General features: G+C 66.0%; 26 protein-coding genes. 15 read left to right on the forward strand and 11 right to left on the reverse strand.

Annotated elements, in window-relative coordinates; genetic code table 11:
• Nucleotides 1-94 precede the first annotated feature (94 nt).
• The gene (ybaL, locus tag ABIE56_RS12775) at nucleotides 95-1,747 is read right to left on the reverse strand and encodes a YbaL family putative K(+) efflux transporter (RefSeq protein WP_429244166.1); all 1,653 of its coding nucleotides are present in this window, start codon (nucleotides 1,745-1,747) and stop codon (nucleotides 95-97) included.
• A 188-nt stretch (nucleotides 1,748-1,935) separates the two neighbouring features.
• Complete coding sequence (gene recQ / locus ABIE56_RS12780; RefSeq protein WP_429244167.1) at nucleotides 1,936-3,747, reverse strand: DNA helicase RecQ; 1,812 nt, start codon at nucleotides 3,745-3,747, stop codon at nucleotides 1,936-1,938.
• Between the two features lie 156 nt (nucleotides 3,748-3,903).
• Here recQ and ABIE56_RS12785 point away from each other — a divergent pair, with 156 nt between their 5' ends.
• Entirely contained in the window at nucleotides 3,904-4,164 is a 261-nt protein-coding gene (locus ABIE56_RS12785; RefSeq protein WP_429244168.1) for a hypothetical protein, read from the forward strand.
• Here ABIE56_RS12785 and ABIE56_RS12790 read toward each other — a convergent pair.
• Nucleotides 4,161-4,532: an MGMT family protein gene (locus tag ABIE56_RS12790; protein WP_429244169.1), complete on the reverse strand. Its 372-nt coding sequence runs from the start codon at nucleotides 4,530-4,532 to the stop codon at nucleotides 4,161-4,163. The two genes, ABIE56_RS12785 and ABIE56_RS12790, sit on opposite strands and share 4 nt — an antisense overlap.
• 74 nt (nucleotides 4,533-4,606) lie before the next feature.
• Here ABIE56_RS12790 and ABIE56_RS12795 point away from each other — a divergent pair, with 74 nt between their 5' ends.
• A complete protein-coding gene (locus tag ABIE56_RS12795) occupies nucleotides 4,607-5,011 on the forward strand; it encodes a hypothetical protein (RefSeq protein ID WP_429244170.1) in 405 nt (134 codons plus the stop codon).
• An 891-nt stretch (nucleotides 5,012-5,902) separates the two neighbouring features.
• Here the strand turns inward: ABIE56_RS12795 and ABIE56_RS12800 are convergent.
• Together ABIE56_RS12800 and ABIE56_RS12805 are read right to left on the reverse strand one after the other, a co-directional pair.
• Nucleotides 5,903-7,024 (reverse strand): inorganic phosphate transporter, encoded by a 1,122-nt coding sequence (locus ABIE56_RS12800; protein WP_429244171.1) that lies wholly within the window; start codon nucleotides 7,022-7,024, stop codon nucleotides 5,903-5,905.
• 13 nt (nucleotides 7,025-7,037) lie between these two features.
• Nucleotides 7,038-7,667, reverse strand: a complete 630-nt coding sequence (locus ABIE56_RS12805; protein ID WP_429244172.1) for a DUF47 domain-containing protein — start codon at nucleotides 7,665-7,667, stop codon at nucleotides 7,038-7,040.
• A gap of 117 nt (nucleotides 7,668-7,784) precedes the next feature.
• Between ABIE56_RS12805 and ABIE56_RS12810 the strand changes: the two genes are divergently transcribed.
• Together ABIE56_RS12810 and ABIE56_RS12815 are read left to right on the forward strand one after the other, a co-directional pair.
• Complete coding sequence (locus ABIE56_RS12810; RefSeq protein WP_429244173.1) at nucleotides 7,785-9,101, forward strand: hemolysin family protein; 1,317 nt, start codon at nucleotides 7,785-7,787, stop codon at nucleotides 9,099-9,101.
• Nucleotides 9,102-9,159: 58 nt separating this feature from the next.
• On the forward strand, nucleotides 9,160-9,768 hold the full coding sequence (locus ABIE56_RS12815; protein ID WP_429244174.1) for an exopolysaccharide biosynthesis protein: 609 nt from the start codon (nucleotides 9,160-9,162) through the stop codon (nucleotides 9,766-9,768).
• 90 nt (nucleotides 9,769-9,858) lie between these two features.
• Here ABIE56_RS12815 and ABIE56_RS12820 read toward each other — a convergent pair whose 3' ends face one another.
• Nucleotides 9,859-10,644: an RNA methyltransferase gene (locus tag ABIE56_RS12820; RefSeq protein WP_429244175.1), complete on the reverse strand. Its 786-nt coding sequence runs from the start codon at nucleotides 10,642-10,644 to the stop codon at nucleotides 9,859-9,861.
• Nucleotides 10,645-10,782: 138 nt separating this feature from the next.
• On the opposite strand from ABIE56_RS12820, the gene ABIE56_RS12825 reads away from it, so the two are divergent.
• Together ABIE56_RS12825 and ABIE56_RS12830 are read left to right on the forward strand one after the other, a co-directional pair.
• Nucleotides 10,783-11,586 (forward strand): inositol monophosphatase family protein, encoded by an 804-nt coding sequence (locus tag ABIE56_RS12825; protein WP_429244176.1) that lies wholly within the window; start codon nucleotides 10,783-10,785, stop codon nucleotides 11,584-11,586.
• Nucleotides 11,587-11,711: 125 nt separating this feature from the next.
• On the forward strand, nucleotides 11,712-12,698 hold the full coding sequence (locus ABIE56_RS12830) for a metallophosphoesterase family protein (protein ID WP_429244177.1): 987 nt from the start codon (nucleotides 11,712-11,714) through the stop codon (nucleotides 12,696-12,698).
• Here the strand turns inward: ABIE56_RS12830 and hda are convergent.
• The 3 genes from hda to ABIE56_RS12845 are packed head-to-tail and all read right to left on the reverse strand — an operon-like array spanning nucleotide 12,695 to nucleotide 15,543.
• Entirely contained in the window at nucleotides 12,695-13,390 is a 696-nt protein-coding gene (gene hda / locus ABIE56_RS12835) for a DnaA regulatory inactivator Hda (RefSeq protein WP_429244178.1), read from the reverse strand. The genes ABIE56_RS12830 and hda overlap by 4 nt on opposite strands.
• Nucleotides 13,387-14,547: an AI-2E family transporter gene (locus ABIE56_RS12840; RefSeq protein ID WP_429244179.1), complete on the reverse strand. Its 1,161-nt coding sequence runs from the start codon at nucleotides 14,545-14,547 to the stop codon at nucleotides 13,387-13,389. Before ABIE56_RS12840 ends, hda begins: the two co-directional genes overlap by 4 nt.
• Nucleotides 14,548-14,550: 3 nt before the next feature.
• The gene (locus tag ABIE56_RS12845) at nucleotides 14,551-15,543 is read right to left on the reverse strand and encodes a DUF2066 domain-containing protein (RefSeq protein WP_429244180.1); all 993 of its coding nucleotides are present in this window, start codon (nucleotides 15,541-15,543) and stop codon (nucleotides 14,551-14,553) included.
• 132 nt (nucleotides 15,544-15,675) lie between these two features.
• Here ABIE56_RS12845 and purM point away from each other — a divergent pair, with 132 nt between their 5' ends.
• The 3 genes from purM (at nucleotide 15,676) to ABIE56_RS12860 (ending at nucleotide 18,182) form a co-directional block, all read left to right on the forward strand.
• Nucleotides 15,676-16,713 carry a phosphoribosylformylglycinamidine cyclo-ligase gene (gene purM / locus ABIE56_RS12850; RefSeq protein WP_429244181.1) on the forward strand — a complete coding sequence of 346 codons (1,038 nt, stop codon included), beginning with the start codon at nucleotides 15,676-15,678 and terminating at the stop codon, nucleotides 16,711-16,713.
• 8 nt (nucleotides 16,714-16,721) lie between these two features.
• Complete coding sequence (gene purN / locus ABIE56_RS12855; protein ID WP_429244182.1) at nucleotides 16,722-17,357, forward strand: phosphoribosylglycinamide formyltransferase; 636 nt, start codon at nucleotides 16,722-16,724, stop codon at nucleotides 17,355-17,357.
• A gap of 126 nt (nucleotides 17,358-17,483) precedes the next feature.
• Nucleotides 17,484-18,182 carry a DUF3108 domain-containing protein gene (locus tag ABIE56_RS12860; RefSeq protein WP_429244183.1) on the forward strand — a complete coding sequence of 233 codons (699 nt, stop codon included), beginning with the start codon at nucleotides 17,484-17,486 and terminating at the stop codon, nucleotides 18,180-18,182.
• A gap of 83 nt (nucleotides 18,183-18,265) precedes the next feature.
• Here the strand turns inward: ABIE56_RS12860 and murA are convergent, their stop codons facing one another.
• Together murA and ABIE56_RS12870 are read right to left on the reverse strand one after the other, a co-directional pair.
• Nucleotides 18,266-19,525 (reverse strand): UDP-N-acetylglucosamine 1-carboxyvinyltransferase, encoded by a 1,260-nt coding sequence (murA, locus tag ABIE56_RS12865; RefSeq protein ID WP_429244184.1) that lies wholly within the window; start codon nucleotides 19,523-19,525, stop codon nucleotides 18,266-18,268.
• 39 nt (nucleotides 19,526-19,564) lie between these two features.
• Nucleotides 19,565-19,804 (reverse strand): BolA family protein, encoded by a 240-nt coding sequence (locus tag ABIE56_RS12870; protein ID WP_247333343.1) that lies wholly within the window; start codon nucleotides 19,802-19,804, stop codon nucleotides 19,565-19,567.
• A gap of 177 nt (nucleotides 19,805-19,981) precedes the next feature.
• Between ABIE56_RS12870 and ABIE56_RS12875 the strand changes: the two genes are divergently transcribed.
• The 6 genes from ABIE56_RS12875 (at nucleotide 19,982) to ABIE56_RS12900 (ending at nucleotide 25,069) form a co-directional block, all read left to right on the forward strand.
• Nucleotides 19,982-20,995: a KpsF/GutQ family sugar-phosphate isomerase gene (locus ABIE56_RS12875; protein WP_429244185.1), complete on the forward strand. Its 1,014-nt coding sequence runs from the start codon at nucleotides 19,982-19,984 to the stop codon at nucleotides 20,993-20,995.
• Between the two features lie 56 nt (nucleotides 20,996-21,051).
• Nucleotides 21,052-21,600 carry a KdsC family phosphatase gene (locus ABIE56_RS12880; RefSeq protein ID WP_429244186.1) on the forward strand — a complete coding sequence of 183 codons (549 nt, stop codon included), beginning with the start codon at nucleotides 21,052-21,054 and terminating at the stop codon, nucleotides 21,598-21,600.
• A complete protein-coding gene (gene lptC, locus ABIE56_RS12885; protein ID WP_429244187.1) occupies nucleotides 21,597-22,196 on the forward strand; it encodes an LPS export ABC transporter periplasmic protein LptC in 600 nt (199 codons plus the stop codon). The genes ABIE56_RS12880 and lptC overlap by 4 nt, the downstream gene beginning before the upstream one ends.
• On the forward strand, nucleotides 22,159-22,761 hold the full coding sequence (gene lptA, locus ABIE56_RS12890) for a lipopolysaccharide transport periplasmic protein LptA (RefSeq protein ID WP_429244188.1): 603 nt from the start codon (nucleotides 22,159-22,161) through the stop codon (nucleotides 22,759-22,761). Before lptC ends, lptA begins: the two co-directional genes overlap by 38 nt.
• A gap of 4 nt (nucleotides 22,762-22,765) precedes the next feature.
• Nucleotides 22,766-23,485 carry an LPS export ABC transporter ATP-binding protein gene (lptB, locus tag ABIE56_RS12895; protein WP_429244189.1) on the forward strand — a complete coding sequence of 240 codons (720 nt, stop codon included), beginning with the start codon at nucleotides 22,766-22,768 and terminating at the stop codon, nucleotides 23,483-23,485.
• Nucleotides 23,486-23,587: 102 nt separating this feature from the next.
• Nucleotides 23,588-25,069 (forward strand): RNA polymerase factor sigma-54, encoded by a 1,482-nt coding sequence (locus ABIE56_RS12900; protein WP_429244190.1) that lies wholly within the window; start codon nucleotides 23,588-23,590, stop codon nucleotides 25,067-25,069.
• Nucleotides 25,070-25,131: the final 62 nt, after the last annotated feature.

Raw genomic sequence — 25,131 nt, forward strand, 5'->3', positions numbered from 1 at the left:
TCCGTTTCGCTTGGCTAACCTGTTTACGTTAGCCAGCGGAACGTTAGGGCAGTGTGTCCGGCGGTGTCTTGCGAATGCGTGCGGTGGGCGTCGCTTAATGGCCGCCCGTGGCCGCGGGCTTCTGGCGGCAGGCCTCGAACATGCTGTGCGCAAGTTCCTGCTCACCGTAGACCACTTCGCTGGCACCCAGGCCGGCCAGGTGGTTCACGCATTCCTCGGAGTGCGCACGGGCAACGATGGGCAGATCGGCCCTGAGCGCCCTCGCGGCCCGTACCACCTGCCCCGCTTCGAACGGATCCGGTACGGCGACGATGAGCGCGCGGGCGGCGGCGAGGTTGGCTTCAGCCAGCACGGGTGCCGCGGCGGCGTTACCGATCACCACATCGGCCGTGCCCTTTTCGCGCAGCTCACGCACCGCATCCTCATCGGTTTCGATCACCAGGATGGGCGCACCGGTGGCGCGCAGTTCGGAAAATACGCGGCGGCCGACCCGGCCGTAGCCCACGAGCACGGTGTGGCCACGCATATCCGGGTGCTCATCGGGGGCATCCGAATCGTGCTTCGCCACCCATTTATCCAGCGCCACGAACAGTAGCGGGTTGACCAGGATCGAAACGATGGCGGCGGCCAGCAGGATGTCGCGCGCCTCCTCGCTGAGCAGGCCCAGCGAGACGCCAAGGCCCGCCAGGATGAACGAAAACTCACCGATCTGCGCCAGGCTGGTGGCGATGGTAAGCGCCGTTTTGGTCGGGCGGCCGAACATGCGCACGATGGCGAACGCCGCCACCGACTTGCCGACGATGATGATCAGGCATGCCGCGAGCACGAGCCACGGATGCTGGACCAGCACGTGCGGGTTGAACAGCATGCCGATGGAAACAAAGAACAGCACGGCGAAGGCATCGCGCAGGGGCAGCGTTTCCTCGGCCGCCTGCTGCGAGAGTTTCGATTCGCCCATCATCATGCCGGCGAAGAACGCGCCAAGTTCGAACGACACATCGAACAGGTGCGCCGCACCAAACGCCACGCCGAGTGCAATGGCGAGCACGGCCAGGCGGAACAGTTCGCGCGAACCCGTACCCGAGACGGCCTGCAGCATCCACGGAATGGCGCGCTTGCCGATGATCAGCATGACGGCGACGAACAGGACCACCTTGCCGATGGTGATGGCCACCGTCTGCACCAGCTCGCCCATACCGGGCGTATCGCCCTTGCCTTCACCAAGGAACCCGGCCAGCGCGGGCAGGAGCACCAGCGCCAGGACCATGGCAAGGTCTTCCACGATGAGCCAGCCCACGGCGATGCGCCCGCGGTCACTGTCGAGCAAGCGGCGCTCTTCCATGGCACGCAGCAGCACGACCGTGCTGGCCACCGAGAGGGCGAGACCGAAGACGAAGCCCTGCGCCACCGGCCAGCCCAGCGCCCAGCCGAGCAGCATACCCAGGCCGGTGGCGACGCCCATCTGTACGGCGGCACCGGGAATGGAAATGCTCTTTACGGCGAGCAGATCCTTCAGCGAGAAATGCAGGCCCACACCGAACATGAGCAGGATGACGCCGAGATCCGCGAGTTCCTGCGCAATGTGTGCATCGGCGACATAGCCCGGGGTAAACGGCCCGGCAACCACGCCGGCCACGAGGTAACCCGCGATGACGGGTAGCCGTATGCGGTTGGCGATGGCGCCAAAGATAAAAGCGAGGACAAGGCCACCGACGATGGTGGCAATGAGTGGCGTGGCGTCGTGCATGGGCGGCTCCCTGAGTCGTCGTTGGCCGCGGCGGCGTGCCACGGCATGCACCCTCGTCTCGTCACGTCGTCGAACGTATCGATGTGGGGCTAGCCCCTAAGGTTTGGGGACAAACCCTTCACGATGCAAGCGCGCCGACCGGATTTTTTTCAACGCTGGCACGGGTTTGAGAATACTCTCAAACCTGATCAGGAGGCGGCCGTCAGTACGGCCAGGAAATCCTTACCGTAGCGCTTGAGCTTGCTTTCGCCCACGCCACTGATCGCCGACAGCTCTTCCTCGTCCTGTGGCAGCGCACGCAGCATGGCCAGCAGCGTCGCATCGTGGAAGATGACGTAGGCCGGTACGCCGTGCGCCTTCGCCAGCTCCGCGCGAACGCGGCGCAGGTCGTTCCACAACGGCTCCTCGGTCGCCTCGATACCCAGCGTGCTGCCGGCGGAGGGCGCCGAACTACGCATGCGCCGCCCCTTGGCGGGCCGGGCATCCTCGCGCAACTGCACCTGGCGCTCGCCCTTCAGGACCGGCCCGCTCTGCGCCGAAAGGCGCAGCGTGCCGTAACCCTCCGGATCGGCCTCGACCAGGCCCGCGGCGAGCAGCTGCCGGAACACCGAGCGCCATTGCGTGGCATCCATATCGGCGCCCACGCCGAACACGCTGAGCTTGTCGTGGTTGAGATCGCGCACGCGGTCACCCGCTTCGCCACGGAGGATCTCGATCAGGTGACCCGCACCGTAGCGCTGTCCACTGCGGTAAATGGCCGACATGGCCTTCTGCGCCGCCAGGGTTGCATCCCATGTCTTGGGCGGCACCAGACAGTTATCGCAGTTGCCGCAGTGGCCCCCGTGGGGCTCGGCGAACGCTTCAAGCAAAAGCTGGCGGCGGCAGCGCGTGGCCTCCGCGTACCCAAGCAGCGCATCAAGCTTCAGGCGCTCAATGCGCTTGCGGTCATCGCCCGATTCGGATTGCGCGATCATCTGACTCATGGTGACCACATCGCCCAGACCGTAGACCATCCAGGCTTCCGCGGGCAGGCCATCGCGGCCGGCGCGGCCGGTCTCCTGGTAGTAGCCTTCCATGCTGCGCGGCAGATCGAGGTGGGCGACAAAGCGCACATCAGGCTTGTCGATCCCCATGCCGAACGCGACGGTGGCGACCATCACGATGCCGTCCTCGCGCAGGAAGCGCTGCTGGTGGCGCTGGCGTGTTTCGGGGTCCAGGCCGGCGTGGTACGGCAACGCATCGATACCCGCTTCGGCCAGCCACGCCGCGGTTTCATCCACCTTGCGCCGGCTCAGGCAATACACGATGCCGGCATCACCGCGGTGCGCATCCAGGAAATCGAGCAGTTGGCGGCGCGCGTTCTGCCGCGGCGCCACGCGGTAGCGGATATTCGGGCGATCAAAGCTGGAGACGAAGCGCTTTGCTTCGCCCAGCCGCAAGCGATCGACGATTTCCTCGCGAGTGCGGTCATCCGCCGTGGCGGTGAGCGCAATGCGCGGCACTTCCGGGAAGCGCTCGTGCAGCAACGTGAGCTCGCGATACTCCGGGCGGAAATCGTGGCCCCACTGCGAGACGCAATGAGCTTCGTCGATGGCGAACAGCGCAATGGGGATGCGATCGAGCAGTGCGAGGAAACGGCCGGTAAGCAGGCGCTCGGGGGCGACATAGAGCATGTCGAGCTCGCCGGCGAGCAATTTGTCCTCCACCTCGCGCTGGGTGGCGGCATCGAGGCTGGAATTGAGATAACGCGCTTTCACGCCGGCTTCAACCAGCGCGTCCACCTGATCCTGCATGAGCGCGATCAAAGGCGACACGACGATACCGGTCCCGTACCGCATGAGCGCGGGGATCTGGTAGCACAGCGATTTGCCGCCACCGGTGGGCATCAGCACCAGCGCATCGCCGCCACCGGCGACTTCATCGACGATGGCCTGCTGCTGGCCGCGGAAGGCGGGATAACCGAAAACGGAATGAAGGATGTCGAGCGCGGAGGACTGCATCCGCACATGCTAGCAAACGGGGCTCTCATCCCTGAACGGCGAGACACTCGAATCAGCGTAGGCCTACACCACATTCAGCCGTCAGCGCTTGTCCCGCGTTCGCCGCGGGGAGCGTAATGACCCCGGGCTTCGGCCCATGCCAAGGGGGTTACCGCTATGCGAATCGCACTACTGCTTCTCGTGTCCGCGTTCGTTGCCACGCCGGCTTTGGCCGGCGGCGGCAACATCCTGTTCACCGGGGGGATCCGCGAGCCGACCTGCCCGATGGCGGGGCCAAACCCCGCCTGCCTGCGCCCGGCCGCCATCGAGGTCCGCGCTGTGGCACCCCGCCACCTGGCCAGCGTGCCACTGCTCGCCTACGCCATGGCCCGCTCCCCGGCGGTCCGCTGGCGGGTCACCGATATCGTGTACCGCTAGCCGCCGGGGAAACCCCAGATGGCCCGGTCGAGGTCGTGATCCAGGCCGAACGCGCTCATGGGCACGCGTCCGTTTTTCACCGTCACGCCCTCGGCCTTCAGCCGTTTGCACTGCTCGCGGTAACCGGTGGTCCCGGCGGGGATGCCAATATGCCCGTCCGCCCGGAGTACCCGGTGCCAGGGCAGGTCCAGCCGGTTGGGCGCATCGCCCAGCACCCGCCCGATCAGGCGCGCCCGGCCCGGGTAGCCAGCACGAGCGGCAATGGCCCCATAGCTGGCCACACGGCCTCGGGGTATGGCGGCCACGGCCTCAATAATGCGTTGTGCACGCAGGGCACGGGCTTCGTCATCGTCCAGTTCTTCAGTCATGGTCGGTTCGTGCATGCCAAACGAAACACGACGAGCGTACCATCGGGGGTCTGCTAGCGACCCAGGGCAAGGTCATGCGTCACTTCGAAGCGATCCGCTCCCATGTCGGGGGCATCCACAAATTACGGCAGAACGAGCCGTACATCATCAGCTTCGACCTGGAGCTGCCCGATGGGCGCCACCAGGGCATTTACCTGGCTGAGCTGGAAGATTCCGATGGCCAGCGTTTCCTGCGCCTGTCCACGCCGATTGGCCCGCTATCGGGCGTGGATGCCCGTCGCTGCCTGCGTTTCAACTGGGAACAGCGCACGGGCTACCTGGCCGAGGCCGACCTGGACGGTTCGCCGTACCTGCACCTGTGCGAGAACCGGCCGTACGACTACCTGGACGAGGGCGAGCTGGCGCGGCTGATCGAGGAGCTGGGCGCCACGGGCGACCAGCTCGAGCAGGTCGTCAACGGCGAGGCCGACGCTCTCTGACCTGGTCATTCGCTTTGCGAATGCATGTAGCCAGCGGCTTGCGCCGCCTCGCTCTTGTGGTGTTGAGGCGCAGAGCCGTCGGTGCCCACCCTCGCTGCTCAGACAGGTCTCCAGCGTTCGACAAGGATGCCGCTCCGCGGCCATGTACTTATTTGGCCTACGGCGGCGAACCGGGTGCCGGACGGGGGTTTTCGACTCGGCCTCCGTGCCTCGATCAAAAACGAGCGGGCATCCATGCCCGCTCCCGCCTGCGGCGGCTGTTCCCGTCCGTCACCCTCGCCTCCGAAACTCGCCTCGAGGGTGGGCCCCGACGGCTCTTTTGATCCATGAGGTTGATGGATGGGAGAGCCGCGGCGTTGTCTGCGATCGACGTGCGCCTTCCTGGTGAAGACCGTCTTTACCGCTGCCGCGCTGACCTGCAGGCTGGCGATGGGGCCATTGGTGACGGCGAGTCCGGCGCAGGTGGCGACGACGTGTACGGTCGCTGCCGAGTGAGGCGATATAGCGCCAGCGCTGCGCTGCCTGGTCGTGCGCAGGCGCGCTCCTACGGGGCCGGGCGTGTGAGCGACGAGCTCGCCGGCACGCAACCTCAGTGATGAAAAGAGCCGTCGGTGCCTACCCTCGAGGCTGTAGGAGCGCGCTTGCGCGCGATAAGCCAACAGAGCGGTGACGCGTCAAGCTACGCCACGTAGATAAACCATGCGCCGGAGGCGCACTCCGCACCGAACGCGGAGGACCTGTCTGAGCAGCGAGGGTGGGCACCGACGGCTCTTGGCCTCAAGACACCCAGAGCAAGGCGGCGCAAGCCGCTGGAAACACGCATTCGCGCCAGCGAATGAACCGATTCGCTAGCGCGAAGCCGAAGGCGAGCCGGCCCCCACGCAAAGAAGCTTAGAAAAGGTGCCCCAGCTTCACCAGCGCGTAGCCGATGGCCGCCGTGATCGGCAGGGTCAGGATCCATGCCCACACCATGCGCTCCACCACCGACCAGCGGATAGCGTTGAAGCGCTTGGCCGCGCCCACGCCCATGATCGATGCCGACACGTTGTGCGTGGTGGAGACCGGAATACCGAGCACCGACGCGGTCAGGATCACCGCCGCCGAACTGCCCTCCGCCGCAAACCCATTGATCGGGTGCAGCTTCACCATCTTGTGGCCCAGCGTCTTGATGATGCGCCAGCCGCCACCGGCCGTACCGCCCGCCATGGTCAGGGCGCAAACCACCTTCACCCAGATCGGGATGGGGAAGCCACCAGCCGCGGCCGGGTCGTGCGGGATGCGCAGGAAGGACAGGAACGCCGGCAGGTGATCGAACTGGCCTGCGGCTGTGGCACCCGCGAGCGCCAGGGCGATGATGCCCATGCTCTTTTGCGCATCGTTCATGCCGTGGGACAGGCCCATGGCGCTGGCCGACACGATCTGGGCCTTGCCGAAGAAACTGTTCACGAACGGCGTGCGGCCGAACCGGTGCAGGTAGCCCTTCTGGCTGGAGAACCAGCCCAGCAGCGCATACAGCGCGCCCATCAGCAGGAAGCCGATGACGAAGCCGAGGAAGGGCGACACGATCATGGGCACGATGACCTTGGGCACGACGCCCTTGCCCATCCACCAATGCGCCCCACCCTGCCACCAGATGATCGAGTGGATGTTTTCCTGCGATGCCGCCAGCGCCGCACCGCACAGGCCACCGACCAGCGCGTGGCTGGAGCTGGAAGGCAGGCCCAGCCACCAGGTGATGAGGTTCCAGATCGTGGCGCCCAACAGCGCGCTGATCAGCAACTGCGAACCCACCTCGACCACGCCCGTATCGATGAGGCCCGAGGCGATGGTGGCCGCCACGGCGGTGCCCCAGAGGGCGCCGGCCAGGTTGGTGACTGCCGCCAGCAGGACGGCCTGGCCCGGCGTCAGCACCTTGGTGGCAACCACGGTGGCAATGGAGTTCGCCGTATCGTGGAAGCCGTTGATATAGGTGAACGCAAGGGCGATCAGGACGACCGCGATAACCATGCTCATGGGACGCCCGTCCTCAGGAGTTCTTGAGGACGATGGCGTAGACGACGTTGCCGACGTCGCGGCACTTGTCCACGGCCTTCTCGATCAGCTCGAAGAGGTCCTTCGCCAGGATGGCGCGCAACGGATCCGACGCCTCGGCGTAGAGGGTGCGGTAGGGATCGAGCAGGAGGCGGTCGGCCTCGGCTTCCAGGGCATGCAGCTGGTCGCGGAGCTTCTTCACCGGGCCGATCTTCAGGCCCTGGCGGAGTTGGGCAATCATCTCGACGACCACATCGGCCGACTGCTGCAGGAGCACGGCGCGCTGGGCGAAATCCACACCCTGCAGGCGATCGGCGACGATCACGTAGCGTTCGGCGAACTTCTCGATGGTCTTGGGAATCTTGTACAGCGCGGAGTTCAGCGCCTCGATGTCTTCGCGGTCCAGGGCGGTCACGAAGGTGTTCACCAGTTCCTCGCCGATCTGGGCGTGGAGTGCCTTTTCGCGGGCGCGGGTGGTGGTGAACGCGGCCATGACCGGCGAACGGTCGGCGCGGGTCACCAGGTCGTGCATGGCCTTGGCGCTCTCGCGGGCGGCTTCGGCGCTCTCTTCGAGCAGGCCGTAGAACTTGTCGCCCTTACCGAACATGGTCTGGAGTGAAAACATGGGGTTGCCTGGGGAATCATCGGGGAATATGACGCTTATGTTACCGGACCTCGCGGCGCCCTTGGTGTATCCGTCCGGCAAGACCTTACCGGCCGTGTCTGGTATATAGCCCTTCACATGCTCACCGAACTCCTGCTGGTCTTCCTCCTGTCCCTCGGCAATGCGTTCTTCGCCCTGTCCGAGATGTCCGTAGTGGCCTCGCGCAAAAGCCGCCTGAAGCAGATGGCGCGCGAGAGCCGCCGTGCGCGGGTGGCGCTGCAACTGGCCGAATCCCCGGAACATTTTCTGTCGACCGTGCAGGTCGGCATGACCCTGATCATCCTGGTCACGGGCGCCCTGGCGGGCGACAAACTGGCCGAACACTTCGCCGAGCTGATCCACGGCGATGGGCCGGCCTGGCTGGAACCCTATATGCGGGTGCTGGGCTGGCTGGCCGGCTTCCTGCTCATGTCGCTGGTCCAGATCATCGTGGGCGAGCTGGTGCCCAAACGCGCTGCGCTTACCGCGCCGGAGAAGATCGCCAGCCAGATCGCCGTGCCCATGCTGGTCGTCTCGCGTATCACCCTGCCGCTGGTGTGGTTGCTGAACCACGTATCCACGGGGATCCTCAAGCTGCTACGCCTGCACCGCCGGGGGGCCAACGCCGCGACCGAAGAGGAAATCCGCCTGTTGGTCGCCGAGAGTGCCGAACAGGGCATTCTCGATAGCGATGAACGGAACATGGTGAACCGCGTGCTCCGCCTGGGCGACCGCACCGTGGGCTCGGTCATGACGCCGCGAATGAAGATCGCCTGGCTGGATATCGCGGCACCGCGCGAGGACAACCTGGAAGTACTCAGGCAGACACCGTTCTCGCGCTACCCGGTGTACCGCCGGGATGAGAGCGATGTGGTCGGCACCGTCGAGGTCAAATCGCTGATCCGCTCGCTCGAGCTGGGCGAGGTGGATCTGTTCGCCCACGTCGGCCGGCCCTTGTTCGTGCCGGCCACCGCCCGCGCACTGGACCTGCTGGAGGCGTTCCGCGATGCGGACACGCAGCTCGCCCTGGCCGTCGACGAATATGGCGACATCGAAGGCCTGGTCACGCTCAACGACCTGCTGTCCGCCGTGGTCGGCGCCACTGCCCCGGCAGCGGACGACACCACGCATGATGGCCCGATCGTCCGCCGCGACGACGGTAGCTGGCTCGTGGATGGCTCGCTTCCCGCCGATGACCTGCGCGAGCTGCTCCAGCTGGACCGGCTACCCAACGAGGAAGAGCACGATTTCCGCACGGTCGCCGGCATGGTCACGACCGGCTTCGGGCACATTCCCCACGCGGGCCAGTCGTTCGAATGGCAGGGGCTGCGCTTCGAGGTCGTCGACATGGATGGCGCCCGCATCGACAAGGTGCTGGTGAGCCGGCTGCCGGACGCGCTCGACGACGAGCCGTAGCCGTTTTTCGCCGGGGTCACTCATCCGCCGTTCAAGGCCCTCTGGCGACGCTGGATCCATGACCGCCAGCGAAGCCCGCGAAGACAAGACCACCGCCCTCCTCCGGGCCGCTGCGGCGTCGGCGCCGGACGACCGCATGACGGTCGAGCAGCTGCTGGAACCACTGAAGCGCCGGGCGTTCGGTTTCCTGCTGCTCCTGCTGGCCATCCCCAATTTCATCCCCGTTCCACTCGGTATCGGCGGGGTCATGGGGGTACTGGTGGTGGGCCTGGGCCTAGAGATGCTGTTTGGCCTGGAACACCCCTGGATTCCGGGATTCCTCAAACGGCGGACCCTGTCGCGCGAAGGCCTGCTACGGTTCCTTGACCGGATCACGCCGATCACCCGGCGGCTCGAGAAGGTATGCAAGCCTCGCCTGCAACGCCTCACCCGGCGCCCTTTCACGTTCGTCTCGGGGGCGGTGATGATCCTGATCGGCATCCTGCTCGCGCTGCCGATCCCGTTCACCAACTACCTGTTCGGCGCCATACTTATCGCCTTCGCCATCGCGCTGATCGAGCGGGATGGCGTGCTGGTGCTGGCGGTGTGGATCGCGACCGGGGCGATGGTGGCGCTCTCGGCCACCTTCAGCCACGCCCTGCTCACGTTCTTCCGCGACATGCTGTAGAAGCGCGCTTGCGCGCGTTGGAGGGTGTCGCGAGCACCCATCGCGCGCAAGCGCGCTCCTACAGGCGGGGCATCAGCCAATACGATACGGTTAGTCGCGGCGTTTCTTGGCCAGCTCGGCCATGCGCTGGGCATCGGCCAGGATGCCGTGCAGGATGCGCAGCTCGCGCAGCTCCGGCCGGGCGCGCAGGAACAGCTTGCGCAGCTTGAGCATGATCGTGACCGGCGAGCGGCCCTTGTGGAACTCGATATCGTCCAGGGTCTCGCCCAGGTGGGTGAAGAAGCGCTCCACCTGCTCGGCATCGGCGGGCACTTCATCCGGATCCACCTCGCCCTCGGCTTCGGCCGGGGCCGGCGCGGCGGCCGCCTCGTCCGCCAGCAGGGCCGTACGGATCTCGTAGGCCACCACCTGCACAGCCTGCGACAGGTTCAGCGAGCTGAAATCGTCCACGCTCGGAATACGGACCATGGCGTGGCAGCGGGAAAGCTCGTCGTTTTCCAGGCCGGTACGCTCGTTGCCGAACACCAGGGCGACGTTCTCGCCGCGACGGGCGGCGGCAATGGCCTGGGCCGCGCCCTCGCGCGGATCGAGTTCCGGCAGGTTCACCCCGCGGCGGCGGGCCGACAGGCCAAGGGCAAAGGTCGTGCCCGCCAGGCCTGCCACCAGGTCGTCCACCACCGCCGCCTGGCCAAGCACGTCGTCGGCGCCGGCCGCCAGGGCCGTGGCCTCGGGGTCGGGGAAGCGATGCGGGGCCACCAGGGTCAGGCGATCGAAGCCCATGGTCCGTATGGCGCGGGCCGCCGAGCCGATATTGCCCGAGTGGGAGGTCCGGACGAGGACAAAGCGGAAACGATCGTGCAGCGGCGGCAGGGCCATGGACAGGGGGAGCCGGTTCTCTAGGGACCGGAAAGTCTACACCGGCCCGTGACTTGGGCGAACGCGCCCCCGGTGTTAAACTGCCCGACCGATGCGGCTTTCGACCGCTTCCCCTGTTCTTTTGCCAAGTCGATCCCCATGCCAAGACCCGCCGTCAACGTCGCGGCGCGCGCCGCGCGCTCTGCAGGAAACATCATCCTGCGCTACATGAACCGCATCGAAGGCCTTTCGGTCGTCGAAAAGCAGCGGATGGACTTCGCCTCCGAGGTCGATCGCCTCGCCGAAGCCGAGATCGTCAAGGAACTCCGCCGCGCGTACCCCACGCACGCGATCATGGCCGAGGAATCGGGCCAGATCGGCAAGGGCCCGCTCACCTGGGTGATCGATCCCCTGGACGGCACGCACAACTACCTGCGCGGCATCCCGCATTTCTCCGTCTCCATTGCCCTGGTCGAAAAGGGTGAGCCGGTCTACGGCGTGGTGTTCGATCCCCTTCGCGATGAGCTGTTCACCGCGAGCAAGGGCGATGGTGCCTACCTCAACGACCGCCGCATCCGCGTCGGCCGCCGTGATGGCATCAGCGGCGCGCTGCTCGGCACGGGCTACCCGTACCGCGTGCGCAACCACCTGGAATCGCAGCTGCAGATCACCCAGGCCCTGCTCCAGGAAGCGGAAGATATCCGCCGCATGGGCTCGGCCGCGCTCGATCTGGCCTACGTGGCCGCGGGCCGTCTCGATGGTTACTTCGAGCCGGGCCTGCAGCCGTGGGATATGGCTGCGGGTGCCTTGCTGGTGCGCGAAGCCGGTGGCGTCTACAACGATTTCGCGGGTCGTGAAGGCCTGCCGGAGAACGGCAACATCATCGCGGCAAACCATAAGGTCGCTGCCGCCATGACGGAAGTGATCGGCGCCAACGCCACACCCCGCCTGCTGGGCGTCTAAGCCCAGCGTAGTCATTCGCTGACACGGAATGAGGGCATCGCCCTCATTCCGGGACGGCCATTCCCTCGATAAGGTGTCATCCGCGGCCTTCGCCGCGCCCCTATCGACGACACAAGGAATGTGCCATGTCCCCACTACTGCGCCGCCTCGCGGCCATCCTTCTGGCTGCATCCATCACTCACACTCACGCCGAAACCCCGGCGCGCATGGTCGTGACCTCCGATCCGCAATACCCATGGACGGACGAAACCGACCGCGGTGGCGATACCGATCAAGCGCTCGCCGAAGCGCTGGTACGTGAGCAATACGAAAGCATCGTGCACTTTCGCGCGGCATACCCGCTGCAAACCATTCCGGTCATCGTCAATGGTGACCTCACCTCGCACGGCTTCGTGTGGGAACACCAGAAGATGGATGAGTTGCTGCGGATCCTCGGCGATAACGTGTACCTGGGCCTGGGCAACCACGACTACGAAAACAACCTGCGCAACAACGTGCCGTGCAAGGTGCTCACCTGCGCCATGGAATCGCTGGATCTTCTTTCCGCGCATGTGCGCGGCCACCAGCAAAAGAACCGCATCCTGGGCATGGACCAGCGCACGTACGGATGGGGACATGCCGTCGGGAAGTCGGGAAGCTGGGCCTACGGTTTCCTGGCCGACGGCTGGCGACGCACCGTGAACATCCAGCTCAATAATTCACCCACGTTCACCGCGGATATTTTCTCCGCACGGTACGAGTACCACGTGACCTCATCGCTACCCTGGCTCGAGCAGAAGCTTGCAGAGTGGGATCAACCATTGGCGGCCGACTTCGTACTGCTCCACACGCACAAGCCTTACGCCTGGACCAACGGCCCATCCGATGCGTTGCGGGCACTGGTGGGGAAGCACCGGGTTAAGGCGGTATTTGCCGGGCATTTCCACCGCGATATGGGCGTGGAATACGCCCGTGATCAGTGGGGCGATGTGCCGGTTTTCATCAGCGGGTCCGCATCGCAACGCACTTACCTGATCGTTGAGCACTGGCCCGAATCGCGCTTGCTCAAAGTCTATGGCGTGCGCAACAACGACTGGCAACACATGCAGCTGCTGCAGGAGATCGGGGTCTAGTCGGATTTCAGCAGGTTGCGCAGGAACGGCACGGTCACGCGGCGCTGGGCCGCCAGCGTCGCCCGGTCGAGCGTATCGAGCAGATCCAGCAGAGCGCCCAGATCGCGCGGGTGGTGCGCGAACAACCAGTCGAGCACCGTGTCGTCAAGCTCGATGGCGCGGCCAGCCGCGTGATCACGAAGCACCTGGCGTCGTTCGGCATCGCTCAGCGGCTTCAGCACTGCCTGCGTCAACGAGCCCAGCCGGGAGCGAAGATCGGGCAGCGCAATGTCCAGCGCGGCAGGCGCCACGTTGGCCGCAAACAACAACGTGCAGCCATCCGCCTTGTAACTGTTGAACGTATCGAACAGGGCGTGCTCGCCATCCGGGTCACCCGCGATGGAATCCAGGTCGTCGATCGCCAGCAGATCGCTGCCGGCCATCCCACGAATGGCCGCCGCACGCGTGCCGCGCAGGCCGGCGAGCGGCAGGTACTGGGCGCTCCTGCCCGCATCGATCGCGGCCTGGCAGGCGGCCACCAACAGGTGCGTGCGCCCGCTGCCCAGCGTGCCGGAAACATAGACCCAGGGTGCCGTAGCACTCAGGGCCGCGTCACGCACAGCCTCCACCGCCACGGCGTTTTCGCCGGCGTGGAAATGTTCAAAGCGCTGGCGACGTGGCCAGCGCAGCGCGAGGGGCAACTGCGTACTCATGGGCTGTCGTCAGGTAACGGTGGCTTGCCGCGGTGCTCGTTCACGACCACATCGACATCCACTTCGACATCGAGTGCTCGCTCATCGCGGCCGGATGCCGGCTCCATGTACAGATCGCTTTCGCGGTACCGGGCGAATACGTAGCGCAGCAACACGACAACCACCGAGGCCGCAGGCAGCGCCAGCAGCACGCCAAGGAAGCCGAACAGATGACCACCGGCCAGTACGGCGAAGATGACCGCCACGGGGTGCAGGCCGATCTTCCCACCAACCAGGCGGGGGACCAGCACGTAGCCTTCCAACAGCTGGCCGATGGTGAACACCACGCCCACGAGGATCACGTGGGTCCAGTCGCCGTACTGCACCAGCGCAGCCACCAGCGCGGCCACGAAACCGATCATGAAGCCAAGGTAGGGCACGAAGCTGAGCAGGCCCGCGACCATGCCGATGAGCGGGCCGATGGAGATGCCCACGAGCGTGAGGCCCAGGCCGTAGAACACACCCAGGGCGAGCATCACCAGCAACTGGCCGCGCACGAAGGCGCCGAGCACCTGGTCGGATTCACGCGAGAGACGAACCACGGTGGGCTCGACCGACCGCGGGATGAGGCGCTGGATGTGCGCGATCATCGTGTCCCAGTCGCGCAACAGGTAGAACGCCACCACGGGAATCAGCACGGCGTTGGTCATCCACGTGATGACGCCCATGCCGGACTGGGTCACCTTGGTGATCGTGGCGGCCGCGATGCTGCCGATGGAGCCGATGTGCTCCTTGATGGCGGCCAGCACCTTGTCGCTATCGAAGGTATCCGCCTCCAGGTGCAGGCGCTGCTGCACCCACGGCAGCGCCACACTGCGTGCCCACTCCACGTAATGCGGCAGGTTATCGATAAGGTTGGAGACCTGGTGCTGGATCAATGGCACCAGCAACAGCAGCACGCCAACGAAAATAATGATGATCACGGTGAACACGATGCTCACCGCCCAGGTGCGGCCCATGCCAAGCCGCTGCAGGCGATCCGCCAGCGGATCGCCCAGGTAGGCCAGCATGGCGGCCAGGGCAAACGGCATGAGCACCGGCGCGAGCAGCCAGATCACGAAAATGACGAGGCCAACCAGCGCCAGCATCTGCCAGCGGCGTGAATTATCGTGGGTCATCGGTCAGGGTACCCAGCGGACGGCAAGGTCGGCGCCGTCGTGCGCATCGGCCGCCAGCACATGGCCGCCGGCGGCGTAACCGGCCACCAGGCGGGCCAGCGGTGCGCTCGCGTTGACGCTGAAGAGCACGCCATCCGCCGTTGCGCCTACCGGCACCACGGTCTTCACCGAAGGATCGTTCTCGAACGTAGCCAGCAGGCCCGCGTAATCGGTAGCCGAACGAAGGCCGGATACCCACACCTTGCCGCTGGTGCTGCCACCCGCGGCGGCCGCGAACGAGCGATCGAGCTTATCGGCCATGGCGTTGGCCCCGTTGGTCAACAGGGCGGCGCGCGCTTCACCGCTATCGGCCCAGCTGGAAACACGGCCGGCGTTCACCAGGGTCCAGTCCGTCCCGTCGTCACGCACCGTACCCACCAGCACCGTCGCGGTGTTGTACTGGCGAGCCACCCCGGCCACCGCGGAGGTATCGCCGGCGGCGATCGCCTTGGCATCCACCGGCGTATCGGCCTTGGGCGTGACGATCTGGTAACCGCGCGCGTCGGCCATCTGGGCCAGCGGCGCCAGGTCCTGCATGTTCAGGGGCTTGCCTGCTGCGTCGTGGGCAATGACCAGGACCGGGGGCTTGGGCGCGGCGGCCGCGGCGTCGCCCACGGCCAGCACCCGGCGGATCGCGCCCGGGTCAAAGGTGATCTCCAGGGCGAGCGGGGCACCGTTGGCGCCGCCCGTGCGCTGGTACTGGTACTGCTGCACCAGGCCGCCCGGCTGCTTCATGGCATCGGCATAGCCCGGCTTGGTACGCGGGTCAGCGCCGTTGGTAGCCCGGGCCAACACCTGGGTCAGGCCGTTGCCGAAGGCCTGGTCGCGCACCGCCGCGCTGGTATCCGGCACGGGCACCGATACCGTATACATCGCGGTCTGAGCCACTGCCGGACCCACGGCGGCCAGCAGGAAAAGCATCAGGAAGGCGAGTGAACGGGCTGCGCGCATAGTCATGGCATCGCTGCTGGGGAGGCGGGAAGTCTGCCCAAACCTTGGCATGGCGTCCATCCAAAGCGCGTGCAGGCCCCAATCCGGTGGCCGGCTTGCTGCTATCATTGCGCGTTTCCATCAGTGCCGGAACCGCTTATGTCCTCCGACCAGGGCTCCCTCACCTACCGCGACGCGGGCGTCGATATCGACGCCGGTAATGCCCTCGTCGAGCGCATCAAGCCGATGGTCAAGCGCACCTTCCGCCCGGAAGTGATGGGCGGGCTGGGCGGCTTTGGCGGCCTGTTCGACCTTTCCGGCCGCTATAAGGAACCGGTGCTGGTCTCGGGTACCGATGGCGTGGGCACCAAGCTCAAGCTGGCTCATCAACTGGGCCGCCATGACACCATCGGCATCGACCTGGTCGGCATGTGCGTCAACGATGTGCTGGTCCAGGGCGCCGAGCCGCTGTTCTTCCTCGATTATTTCGCCACCGGCAAGCTCGATGTGGATACCGCCGCAGCGGTCGTCGGCGGTATCGCCCGCGGTTGCGAGCTGGCAGGCTGCGCGCTGATCGGCGGCGAGACCGCCGAAATGCCGGACATGTACGCGCCGGGCGAATACGACCTGGCTGGCTTCACCGTCGCCGCGGTCGAAAAGTCCGCCATGAACGACGGCTCGAACATCGTGGCAGGCGACGTGATCCTCGGCGTGGCCTCGTCGGGCCCCCACTCGAACGGCTACTCGCTCATCCGCCGCATCCTTGAGCGCGCCGGTTCACCGCTGGATACCGACGTGGGTGGCGTAACACTGGCCGATGCGCTGATGGCGCCGACCACGCTCTACGTCAAGCCGATCCTGGAACTCATCGGCAAGGTGGATGTGCATGGCATGGCCCACATCACCGGTGGCGGCCTGAAGGAAAACATCATTCGCGTGGTACCGGACGGCCTTGGCCTGTCCATCGATGCCAGCGCGTGGGAACTGCCGCCCGTGTTCCAGTGGCTGCAGCGCGAAGGCAACGTGGCCCGCGAAGAAATGTGGCGCACGTTCAACTGCGGCATCGGCTTCACCGTGCTGCTCGACAAGGGCCAGGTGGAGGCCGCCAAGGCCGCGCTTGAAGCCCATGGCCTGGCATCCTGGGTCATCGGCTCGGTCGTTGCCGCCAGCGGCGACGAGCGCGTCCATATCGCCTGAGCAAGTCCGTGGATCGCCCTTTGCGCGTCGCCGCGCTCGTCTCCGGGCGCGGCAGCAACCTGGCCGCGCTCATCGCGGCACGCTTGCCGATAGACATGGTGCTGGTCGGCAGCGACAAGGCGAAAGCCGGCGCGTTGCAGGTGGCCCGCGATGCGGGCATTCCCACGGTGGCGTTTAGCCCAAAGGATTATGCGGACCGCGCGGCCTTCGACCGCGCGCTGTTCGGCGCCGTGGCCGACGCCCAGCCTGACCTGCTCGTGCTCGCCGGCTACATGCGCATCATCGATGCCGCCGTGGTGGCCGATTGGGCCGGCCGTGCGATCAACATCCACCCTTCCCTGCTGCCGAAGTACCAGGGCCTGCACACGCACCGCCGCTGCCTTGAGGCCGGCGATACGGAGCACGGCGCCAGCGTGCATTACGTCACTGCCGAGCTGGATGGCGGCCCTGTCGTGGCACAGGCGCGCATTGCCGTCGGCCCTGCGGATACGGAAGAAACCCTCGCGCAACGCCTGCTGGTCGAAGAACACAAGTTGCTGCCGGCCGTCGTCGGCGCCATTGCCACCGGCCGCCTGCGCTGGAACGGCCAGCCCCTCTTCGACGGCACCCCGCTCACCTGCCCGCTGGACATCACGCACCTGTAGGAGCGCGCTTGCGCGCGATCCACGTGGCCGCAGCACCCATCGCGCGCAAGCGCGCTCCTACACGGAGAATGCCGCATGGCGAGTTCAGGTGATCCGTCGTTCAGCCGCCCGGTTTAAACTCGGGGCATGAAGACCACCCTCCTCCGCGCCAGCCTTGGCCTGGCCCTCGCCCTGCCCGCCGCCGCGTTCGCCGCGGATGTGCCGCAGTCGTTCACCGCCACCTACAACGTGCTGCAGGGCGGTTCGCCACTAGGCAACGCCACGCTCACGCTCAAGCCAGCCGGCAATGGGCAGTTCGAGTACTCCAATACGACCCAGGGCACCGCGGGCCTTGCTGCCGCGCTCGGTGCCAACAGCTCCGAAGTGTCGCGTTTCACCTGGGCCGGCAAGGTGCCGCAGGCCGTGTCCTACAAGTACAAGCTGAGCGCGTTCAAGGAAAAAACGCGCGACCTCACGGTAAACGGCAATGCCGTCACCGTCGTCGATAACGGCAGCAAGACCTTCAACTACACCGCCCCGGCCGGCATGGTCGAGCGCAACACACTGCCGCTGGCCCTTGGCGTGGCGCTGCACGGCGGCGCGAAGGAAGCCACCTTCCCCGTCGGCGTGAAGCAGGCGGTGGAAACGCAGTCGTTCAAGGTCGCCGCGAACGAAAAGGTCACCGTTCCTGCCGGTACGTTCCAGGCTACGCGAGTCGATCGCACCGACCAGGATCGTGGCTTCAGCGCGTGGTATGTGCCCGCCAAGTATCCGGTGCCGGTGAAGCTGGCGCAGAAGGATGGCGGTGACCTGACGCTCGAGCTGGTGAAGTTCGAAGGCAAATAAGCCAGCCAAAAAAAACCCGCCTCGAAGGCGGGTTTTTGTTGTCGTCCCCTTAGGAGCCGGCAGGCGCGTTGCCGCTACCTGGCTTAGCTCGGCAGGCGGCGGATGCGGGCACCGAGCACGCCGAGCTTTTCCTCGATGTTCTCGTAGCCACGATCAATGTGGTACACGCGATCCACGGTGGTGTCGCCTTCGGCGACCAGGCCGGCCAGCACCAGGCACGCGGAAGCACGCAGGTCGGTCGCCATGATCGGCGCGCCACTCATCTTCGGCACGCCGGTGATGATCGCGGTGTTGCCTTCCAGGCGAATATCGGCACCCAGGCGCTGCAGTTCCAGCGCGTGCATGAAGCGGTTCTCGAACACGGTCTCGGTGATGACGCCCACGCCCTCGGCCACGCAGTTGAGCGCGGTGAACTGCGCCTGCATGTCGGTGGGGAACGCCGGGTACGGGGCGGTCACCAGATTAACGGCCTTCGGGCGGCGGCCCTGCATGTCCAGCTCGATCCAGTCCTTGCCGGTGCTGATGTGCGCGCCGGATTCTTCCAGCTTCTGCAGCACCGCATCCAGCGTATCGGCACGCGCGCCGCGCGCACGCACCTTGCCGCCGGTCATGGCGGCGCCGACCAGGAACGTGCCGGTTTCAATGCGGTCGGGCAGCACTTCGTAGTGCGCGCCGTGCAGGCGCTCCACGCCTTCCACGATCAGCGTGGAGGTGCCGATGCCGTCGATCTTCGCGCCCATGGCGATCAGGCAGTGGGCCAGGTCGACCACTTCCGGTTCCTGGGCCGCGTTTTCGATAATGGTGGTGCCCGAGGCGAGCGTCGCCGCCATCAGGATGTTCTCCGTGCCAGTGACGGTCACCATATCCATGACGATGCGGGCGCCCTTCAGGCGGCCGGCCTTCGCCTTGATGAAGCCGTTCTCGACCGTGATCTCGGCGCCCAGCGCCTGCAGGCCGCGGATATGCTGGTCGACCGGACGCGAGCCAATGGCGCAGCCACCCGGCAGGGAAACCTCGGCCTTGCCATAGCGCGCCACCAGCGGGCCGAGCACGAGGATCGAGGCGCGCATGGTGCGCACCAGCTCGTACGGCGCCACGCAGGAATTTTCCGGGCGCGGGTCGATGTGCATTTTCATGCGGTCATCGAGGACAACGCGCACACCCATGCGGCCCAGCAGTTCAATAAAGGTGGTGACATCGTGCAGGTGCGGCACGTTGCCGATGCTGACCGGCTCATCGGCCAGCAGGCAGGAAGCGAGGATGGGGAGCACGGCGTTCTTCGCGCCGCTGATGCTCACCTCACCGTTAAGCGGCTGGCCGCCGCTGATAAGGATCTTTGCCATGGAATGGTTTGCCTTTCTAAAAGGGGAAGCGCGGCGCGATCAGGGGCGGCCGGCGGCTTCTTCCGGGGTAAGGGTTTTCAGGCCCAGCGCGTGGATGGCCCCGCCCATGAGATCGCCAAGGGTGGCGTAAACAAGGCGGTGGCGGGCGAGCGGCAGCTTGCCGGCGAACTGTGCCGAGATGACCTCGGCTTCAAAATGAACGCCGTCATCGCCGCGCACGTCCACCCGGGCGCCGGGCAGGCCGGCTTCGATCAATGCCTGGATGCGGGCAGCGTCCATGGGTTCTCCGTGGGGAAGGGGTCGTCGCGGGCCAGGGGTTCCGAAACGGTCCCTGAACCACTGGTCGATGCCAGCGACGATAAAATGAGAATATGTAATGGTAATGGAAATCCGGTGTCGCAGAAATGGACATTCCGGGTTGCCCAGGGACAGCCCCCAGCCCGGACCCAAGGCCGAATGAACGCCCGCACCGCTCCGCCCACCAGCCCTGCCTTAGTGAACGCCGATGCCGTCGTGCGCAGCGCGCGCACCGTCATCGCCACCGAGGCCGCCGCCATCCGGGCGCTGGAGAGCCGTGTCGATGCCACCTTTGTCCAGGCCTGCCAGATGATCCTGGCCTGCAAGGGCCGGGTCGTGGTTTCGGGCATGGGCAAATCGGGCCACATTGCGCGCAAGATCGCGGCCACCCTGGCCTCCACCGGCACCCCGTCCTTCTTTGTCCACCCGGGCGAGGCAAGCCACGGCGACCTCGGCATGATCCAGCCCGACGATATCGTGCTGGCCATTTCCTACTCGGGCGAGACCGACGAGCTGCTGTTTATCCTGCCGGCCATCAAGCGCCAGGGTATCCGGCTGATCTCGATTACGGGCAACCCCAAATCGTCCCTGGCCAGCCAGGCCGATGTGAATATCGACGGCAACGTCGCCTCCGAGGCCTGCCCGCATGGGCTGGCGCCCACCACCAGCACCACGGCCGCTCTGGTCATGGGCGATGCCCTGGCCATCGCGCTGCTGGAGGCCCGTGGCTTCACCCCGGATGATTTCGCCCGCTCGCACCCGGCCGGCAGCCTGGGCCGTCGCCTCCTGCTGCATATCGCCGATGTCATGCACAGCGGCGATGATGTACCCCGCGTGCCGGTCACCGCCACGCTGAGTGAGGCGCTGGTGGAAATGACCCGCAAGCACCTGGGCATGACCGCGGTGGTCGAACCGGATGGCGGCCTGGTGGGCGTGTTCACCGACGGCGATCTCCGCCGCGCGCTGGATGACGATGGCGTGGACCTGCGTGGCGCCACGGTGGCCCAACTGATGACCCGGGGCCCCAAGACCATTGGTTCGGACAAACTGGCTGTCGAGGCCGCCCAGTTGATGGAAAAGCACCAGATCCATGCCCTGCTGGTCACCGACACCGAGGGGCGCGTGGTCGGCGCCTTGAACATCCACGACCTGCTCCGCGCGCGCGTCGTCTGAACGCGCCCCGCTGGCGCGCCCCCACCGCGCCGGAATCGCCCCCAAATCCTTAGACCATGGCCTATACGCACTACACCGAGATCCCCGCCGACGTTGCCGAGCGCGCCGCACGCATTCGCGTGGTCGTCTTCGACGTGGATGGCACGCTTACCGACGGGCGCCTTTGGTATGGCGAAGATGGCCGCGAGACCAAGGTGTTCCATGTGCATGACGGGCTTGGCCTGAAGCGCCTGCAGGAGAACGGCATCAAGGTCGCCATCATCACGGCGCGGATCAGCCACCCCGTTTCGCTGCGCGCCGAGGAACTCGGCATCCAGCACGTGTATCAGGGCCAGAAGGACAAGCGCGCCACCCTCAACGCGCTGCTCGAGGCCCTGCACCTGGAACCGGAACAGGCCGCCTTCGTCGGCGATGACCTGCCCGATCTCCCCGCCATGGGTATCAGTGGCCTGGCCGTGGCCGTGGCCAACGCCCACCCCTGGGTGGCCGAGCGCGCCCATTGGCGCACCCGCCTTACCGGCGGCTACGGTGCCGCCCGCGAAGTGGCTGACCTGATCCTGGCCGCGCAGGGCAAGGCCGAAGCCGAGCGGGACCGCTGGCTGTGAGCGTCTTCAACCTGTTCAAGGACCGCAGTACCGCCGGCGTGATCGGCATCCTGGCAGTCGCCCTGGGCGCGAGCACCCTGCTCTACTACTGGGTCGCCCCAGAAAAGAAGGTCGAGGACTTCATCGGTCCGCCCCGCTCCGGCTACGTGCTCACCACGTTCGACCTCGATTCGTACAACGAGCAGGGCAAGCCCGCGTTCAAGCTCATCGCACCGCACCTGGAGCGGCGCGAGGGCGATGAATCGCTGTACATCAATGCCCCGAATTTCGTGTTGCCCTCCACGAAGGAGACCGATGTCCCGCCGTGGACCGGGCACTCCGAGTACGGCTGGGTAAACAAGGACGGCACGATGCTGAAGCTGCAGGGCATGGTGCACATGGACCGCATCGCGTTCGATACCAACCCGCCGGCCAGCATCGATACCTCCGAGGTCACCGCCTGGCCCAAGGAGAACCGCCTGGAAACCGCCGAGGCAGCCCGGATCGTTCAGGGAACCTCTACAATGAACGGCATCGGCATGCGTGCCAATCTCGACACCAAGCACCTGGAGCTCCTCGATGCAGTCCACACCCAGTATCTGCCCCGCAAGCGCTAAGGCACTGATCGCGGCCTGCGGCGTGGCGCTCCTTGCCGCCGCCACCCCAGCCATGGCGAAACAGGACGATCGCAACCAGGTCGTCGATGTCACGTCCAAGAGCTTCGATGGCAGGCAGCAGCCGCAGGGCATTGCGATCTACACCACCAATGTCGTCATCACCCAGGGCACGCTGAAGATCACGGGCAGCAAGGCCACGATCTACTTCGATGACCAGCAGCAGGTCACCCGCGCGGTCATCGATGGCGGCCCGGCGACCATGCAGCAGCAGGACGATGACGGCAACTGGATGCACGGCCACGCCAAGAACATCGATTACCACAACGATACGAGCATCGCGATCCTCACCGGCAATGCCCACATCGACCAGCCCACCAAGGGCACGGCCGATGGCGACAAGCTCACCTACAACACCAACGACAGCACGATGACCGGCGAGAGCAATGGCGACGCCACCGTGCACATGACCTTCCAGCCGAAGAACCAGCCAGGCGCCGCTCCCGCGGGCAAGCCGGCGGCTCCGGCGACGCCGGCCCAGCCGGCCCCCACCCCGAAGAAGCCCTGACACGATGCTTTCAGCCCAAGGCCTGCAGAAGCGGTTCCGCGCCCGCCAGGTAGTGCGTGATTTCGCGTTCTCCATCCGCGAAGGTGAGGTGGTTGGCCTGCTCGGCCCGAACGGTGCCGGCAAAACCACCTGCTTCTACATGGTGGTAGGCCTGATCCCCGCCGATGGCGGCCAGATCAAGCTCGACCAGCAGGACATCACCGGCCTACCCATGCATGCGCGCGCCAAGCTCGGCATCGGCTACCTGCCGCAGGAAGCCTCGGTGTTCCGCCGCCTCAGCGTCTCCGACAACATCCTTGCCGTGCTCGAACTGCGCGAGAACATGACGCAGAAGCAGCGCGAGGACGAACTCGAAAGCCTGCTGGATGAACTCAAGATCTCGCACATCGCCGAGCAGAAGGGCATCAGCCTTTCCGGTGGCGAACGCCGCCGCGTCGAGATCGCACGCGCCCTCGCCGCCCGCCCCCGCTACATGCTGCTCGATGAGCCGTTCGCCGGCGTCGATCCCATCTCGGTTGGCGAGATCCAGCGCATCGTGCGGCACCTGAAGGAGCGTGGCATCGGCGTGCTCATCACCGACCACAACGTGCGCGAGACGCTGGGTATCTGCGACCGCGCCTACATCCTCAACGATGGCGAAGTGCTCTCGCGCGGTACCCCGCAGCACATCCTTGCTGATGAAAAGGTTCGCGAGGTGTACCTGGGCCGTGAATTCCGGATCTAAGGTCCTATACGAAATCGGCCAGCCGGCCTAGGCATCCGGCCCGCTGGTTTACGGGGCCCGCGTGGGGTTAGGATGGCCCGGTAACCCGATCTTGCGAAGGTAATGAAACCCGGACTTCAGTTTCGCCTGCATCAGCAGCTCACGCTGACGCCCCAGCTCCAGCAGGCCATCCGCCTGCTGCAGTTGTCGCAGCTGGAGCTCGAGGCCGAGCTCCGCCAGATAGCGGAAAGCAATCCGCTGCTCGAGTTCGCCGAAGATGCCGAATCCGAGCCAGATACGGCCGAGGAAAGCACCAGCTTCGACGAGGCCATGGAGTTCCGCGCACGCGACGAGCAGCCCACCAAGGCCACGCGCGAAGAGGAATCCACCGCCTCGCCCTCCGAGGACCTGGCTCCCGAGTGGGACGATGACCGCTTCCACGGTGAGGCCGGCGACTACGCCGGTGGCCCCTCGCGCAACGGTGGCGGCGACGAAGACGGCTTCGAGCCGCAGAACGCCGCACCGGAAAGCCTGCAGCAGCACCTTGAGTGGCAGCTCAACCTCTCCCAGTTCACGCCGCGCGACCATGCCATCGCCACGGCCATCATCCATGTGCTCGATGAAGATGGTTACCTGCGCGACGGCCTCGAGGCGGTGCAGGCCGCCCTGCGGGAGTTCCAGGCCGATCTCGACGAGATCGAGGCGGTTCGCAAGCGCATCCAGCGGTTTGATCCCACCGGCATCGCCAGTCTGGACCTGCGCGATTGCCTGCTGTGCCAGTTGAGCCAGTTCGCGGAGGACACCCCGCAACGCGGGCTGGCCATCCGCATTGTTACGGATGAAATCGAACTGCTGGCCCGCAATGACACCAGCAAGATCGCCCGGCGGCTGAAGGCGGCCGAGACCGACGTGGCCGTGGCCGCATCGCTCATCCGCAGCCTGGATCCCCGCCCCGGCGCGGCCCTGGATGCCACCCCGGTGGAATACGTGGCCCCCGATGTCTACGCCCGCCGTGAGAGCGGCCGCTGGAAGGTGAGCCTGAACCCGGATGCCCAGCCCCGGCTGGGCCTGAACCAGCACTACTGCAACCTCATTGCCCGCGCGCGCGGCGATGACGCCACCTGGATGAAGGGCCAGCTGCAGGAGGCCCGCTGGCTCCTGAAGAGCCTGCAATCCCGCGCGGAGACCCTGACCAAGGTCGCCGAGGTGATCGTCCGCCGGCAGAGCGCCTTCCTCGATTACGGCCCCGAGGCCATGCACCCCCTGGTCCTGCGCGAAGTGGCCGAGGAGGTGGGTATGCATGAATCGACTATTTCCAGGGTTACCACGCGCAAGTACATGCACACGCCGCGCGGTACCTTCGAGCTGAAGCACTTTTTCTCGAGCGGCGTGGCCACGGAAGACGGCGGCAGCGCGTCCGCGACGGCCATCCAGGCCATGTTGCGCAAACTGATCACGGCGGAAGACCCGCGTCGCCCGCTGTCCGACCAGGCCCTCGCGGAGGAACTCCATCGACGCGGTATTCAGGTAGCCCGACGTACGGTAGCCAAGTACCGGGAAGCCATGCGCATTCCCAGCTCCAGCGAGCGCGTCCGCGCCAGCTGAAACAGTGCGGAACCCCGGTGGAGGATCACGGTCCCACGTACAACGGTTCAGGAGTGGCAACC

It is taken from the genome of Luteibacter sp. 621 (assembly GCF_050435445.1).
Lineage (GTDB): Bacteria > Pseudomonadota > Gammaproteobacteria > Xanthomonadales > Rhodanobacteraceae > Luteibacter.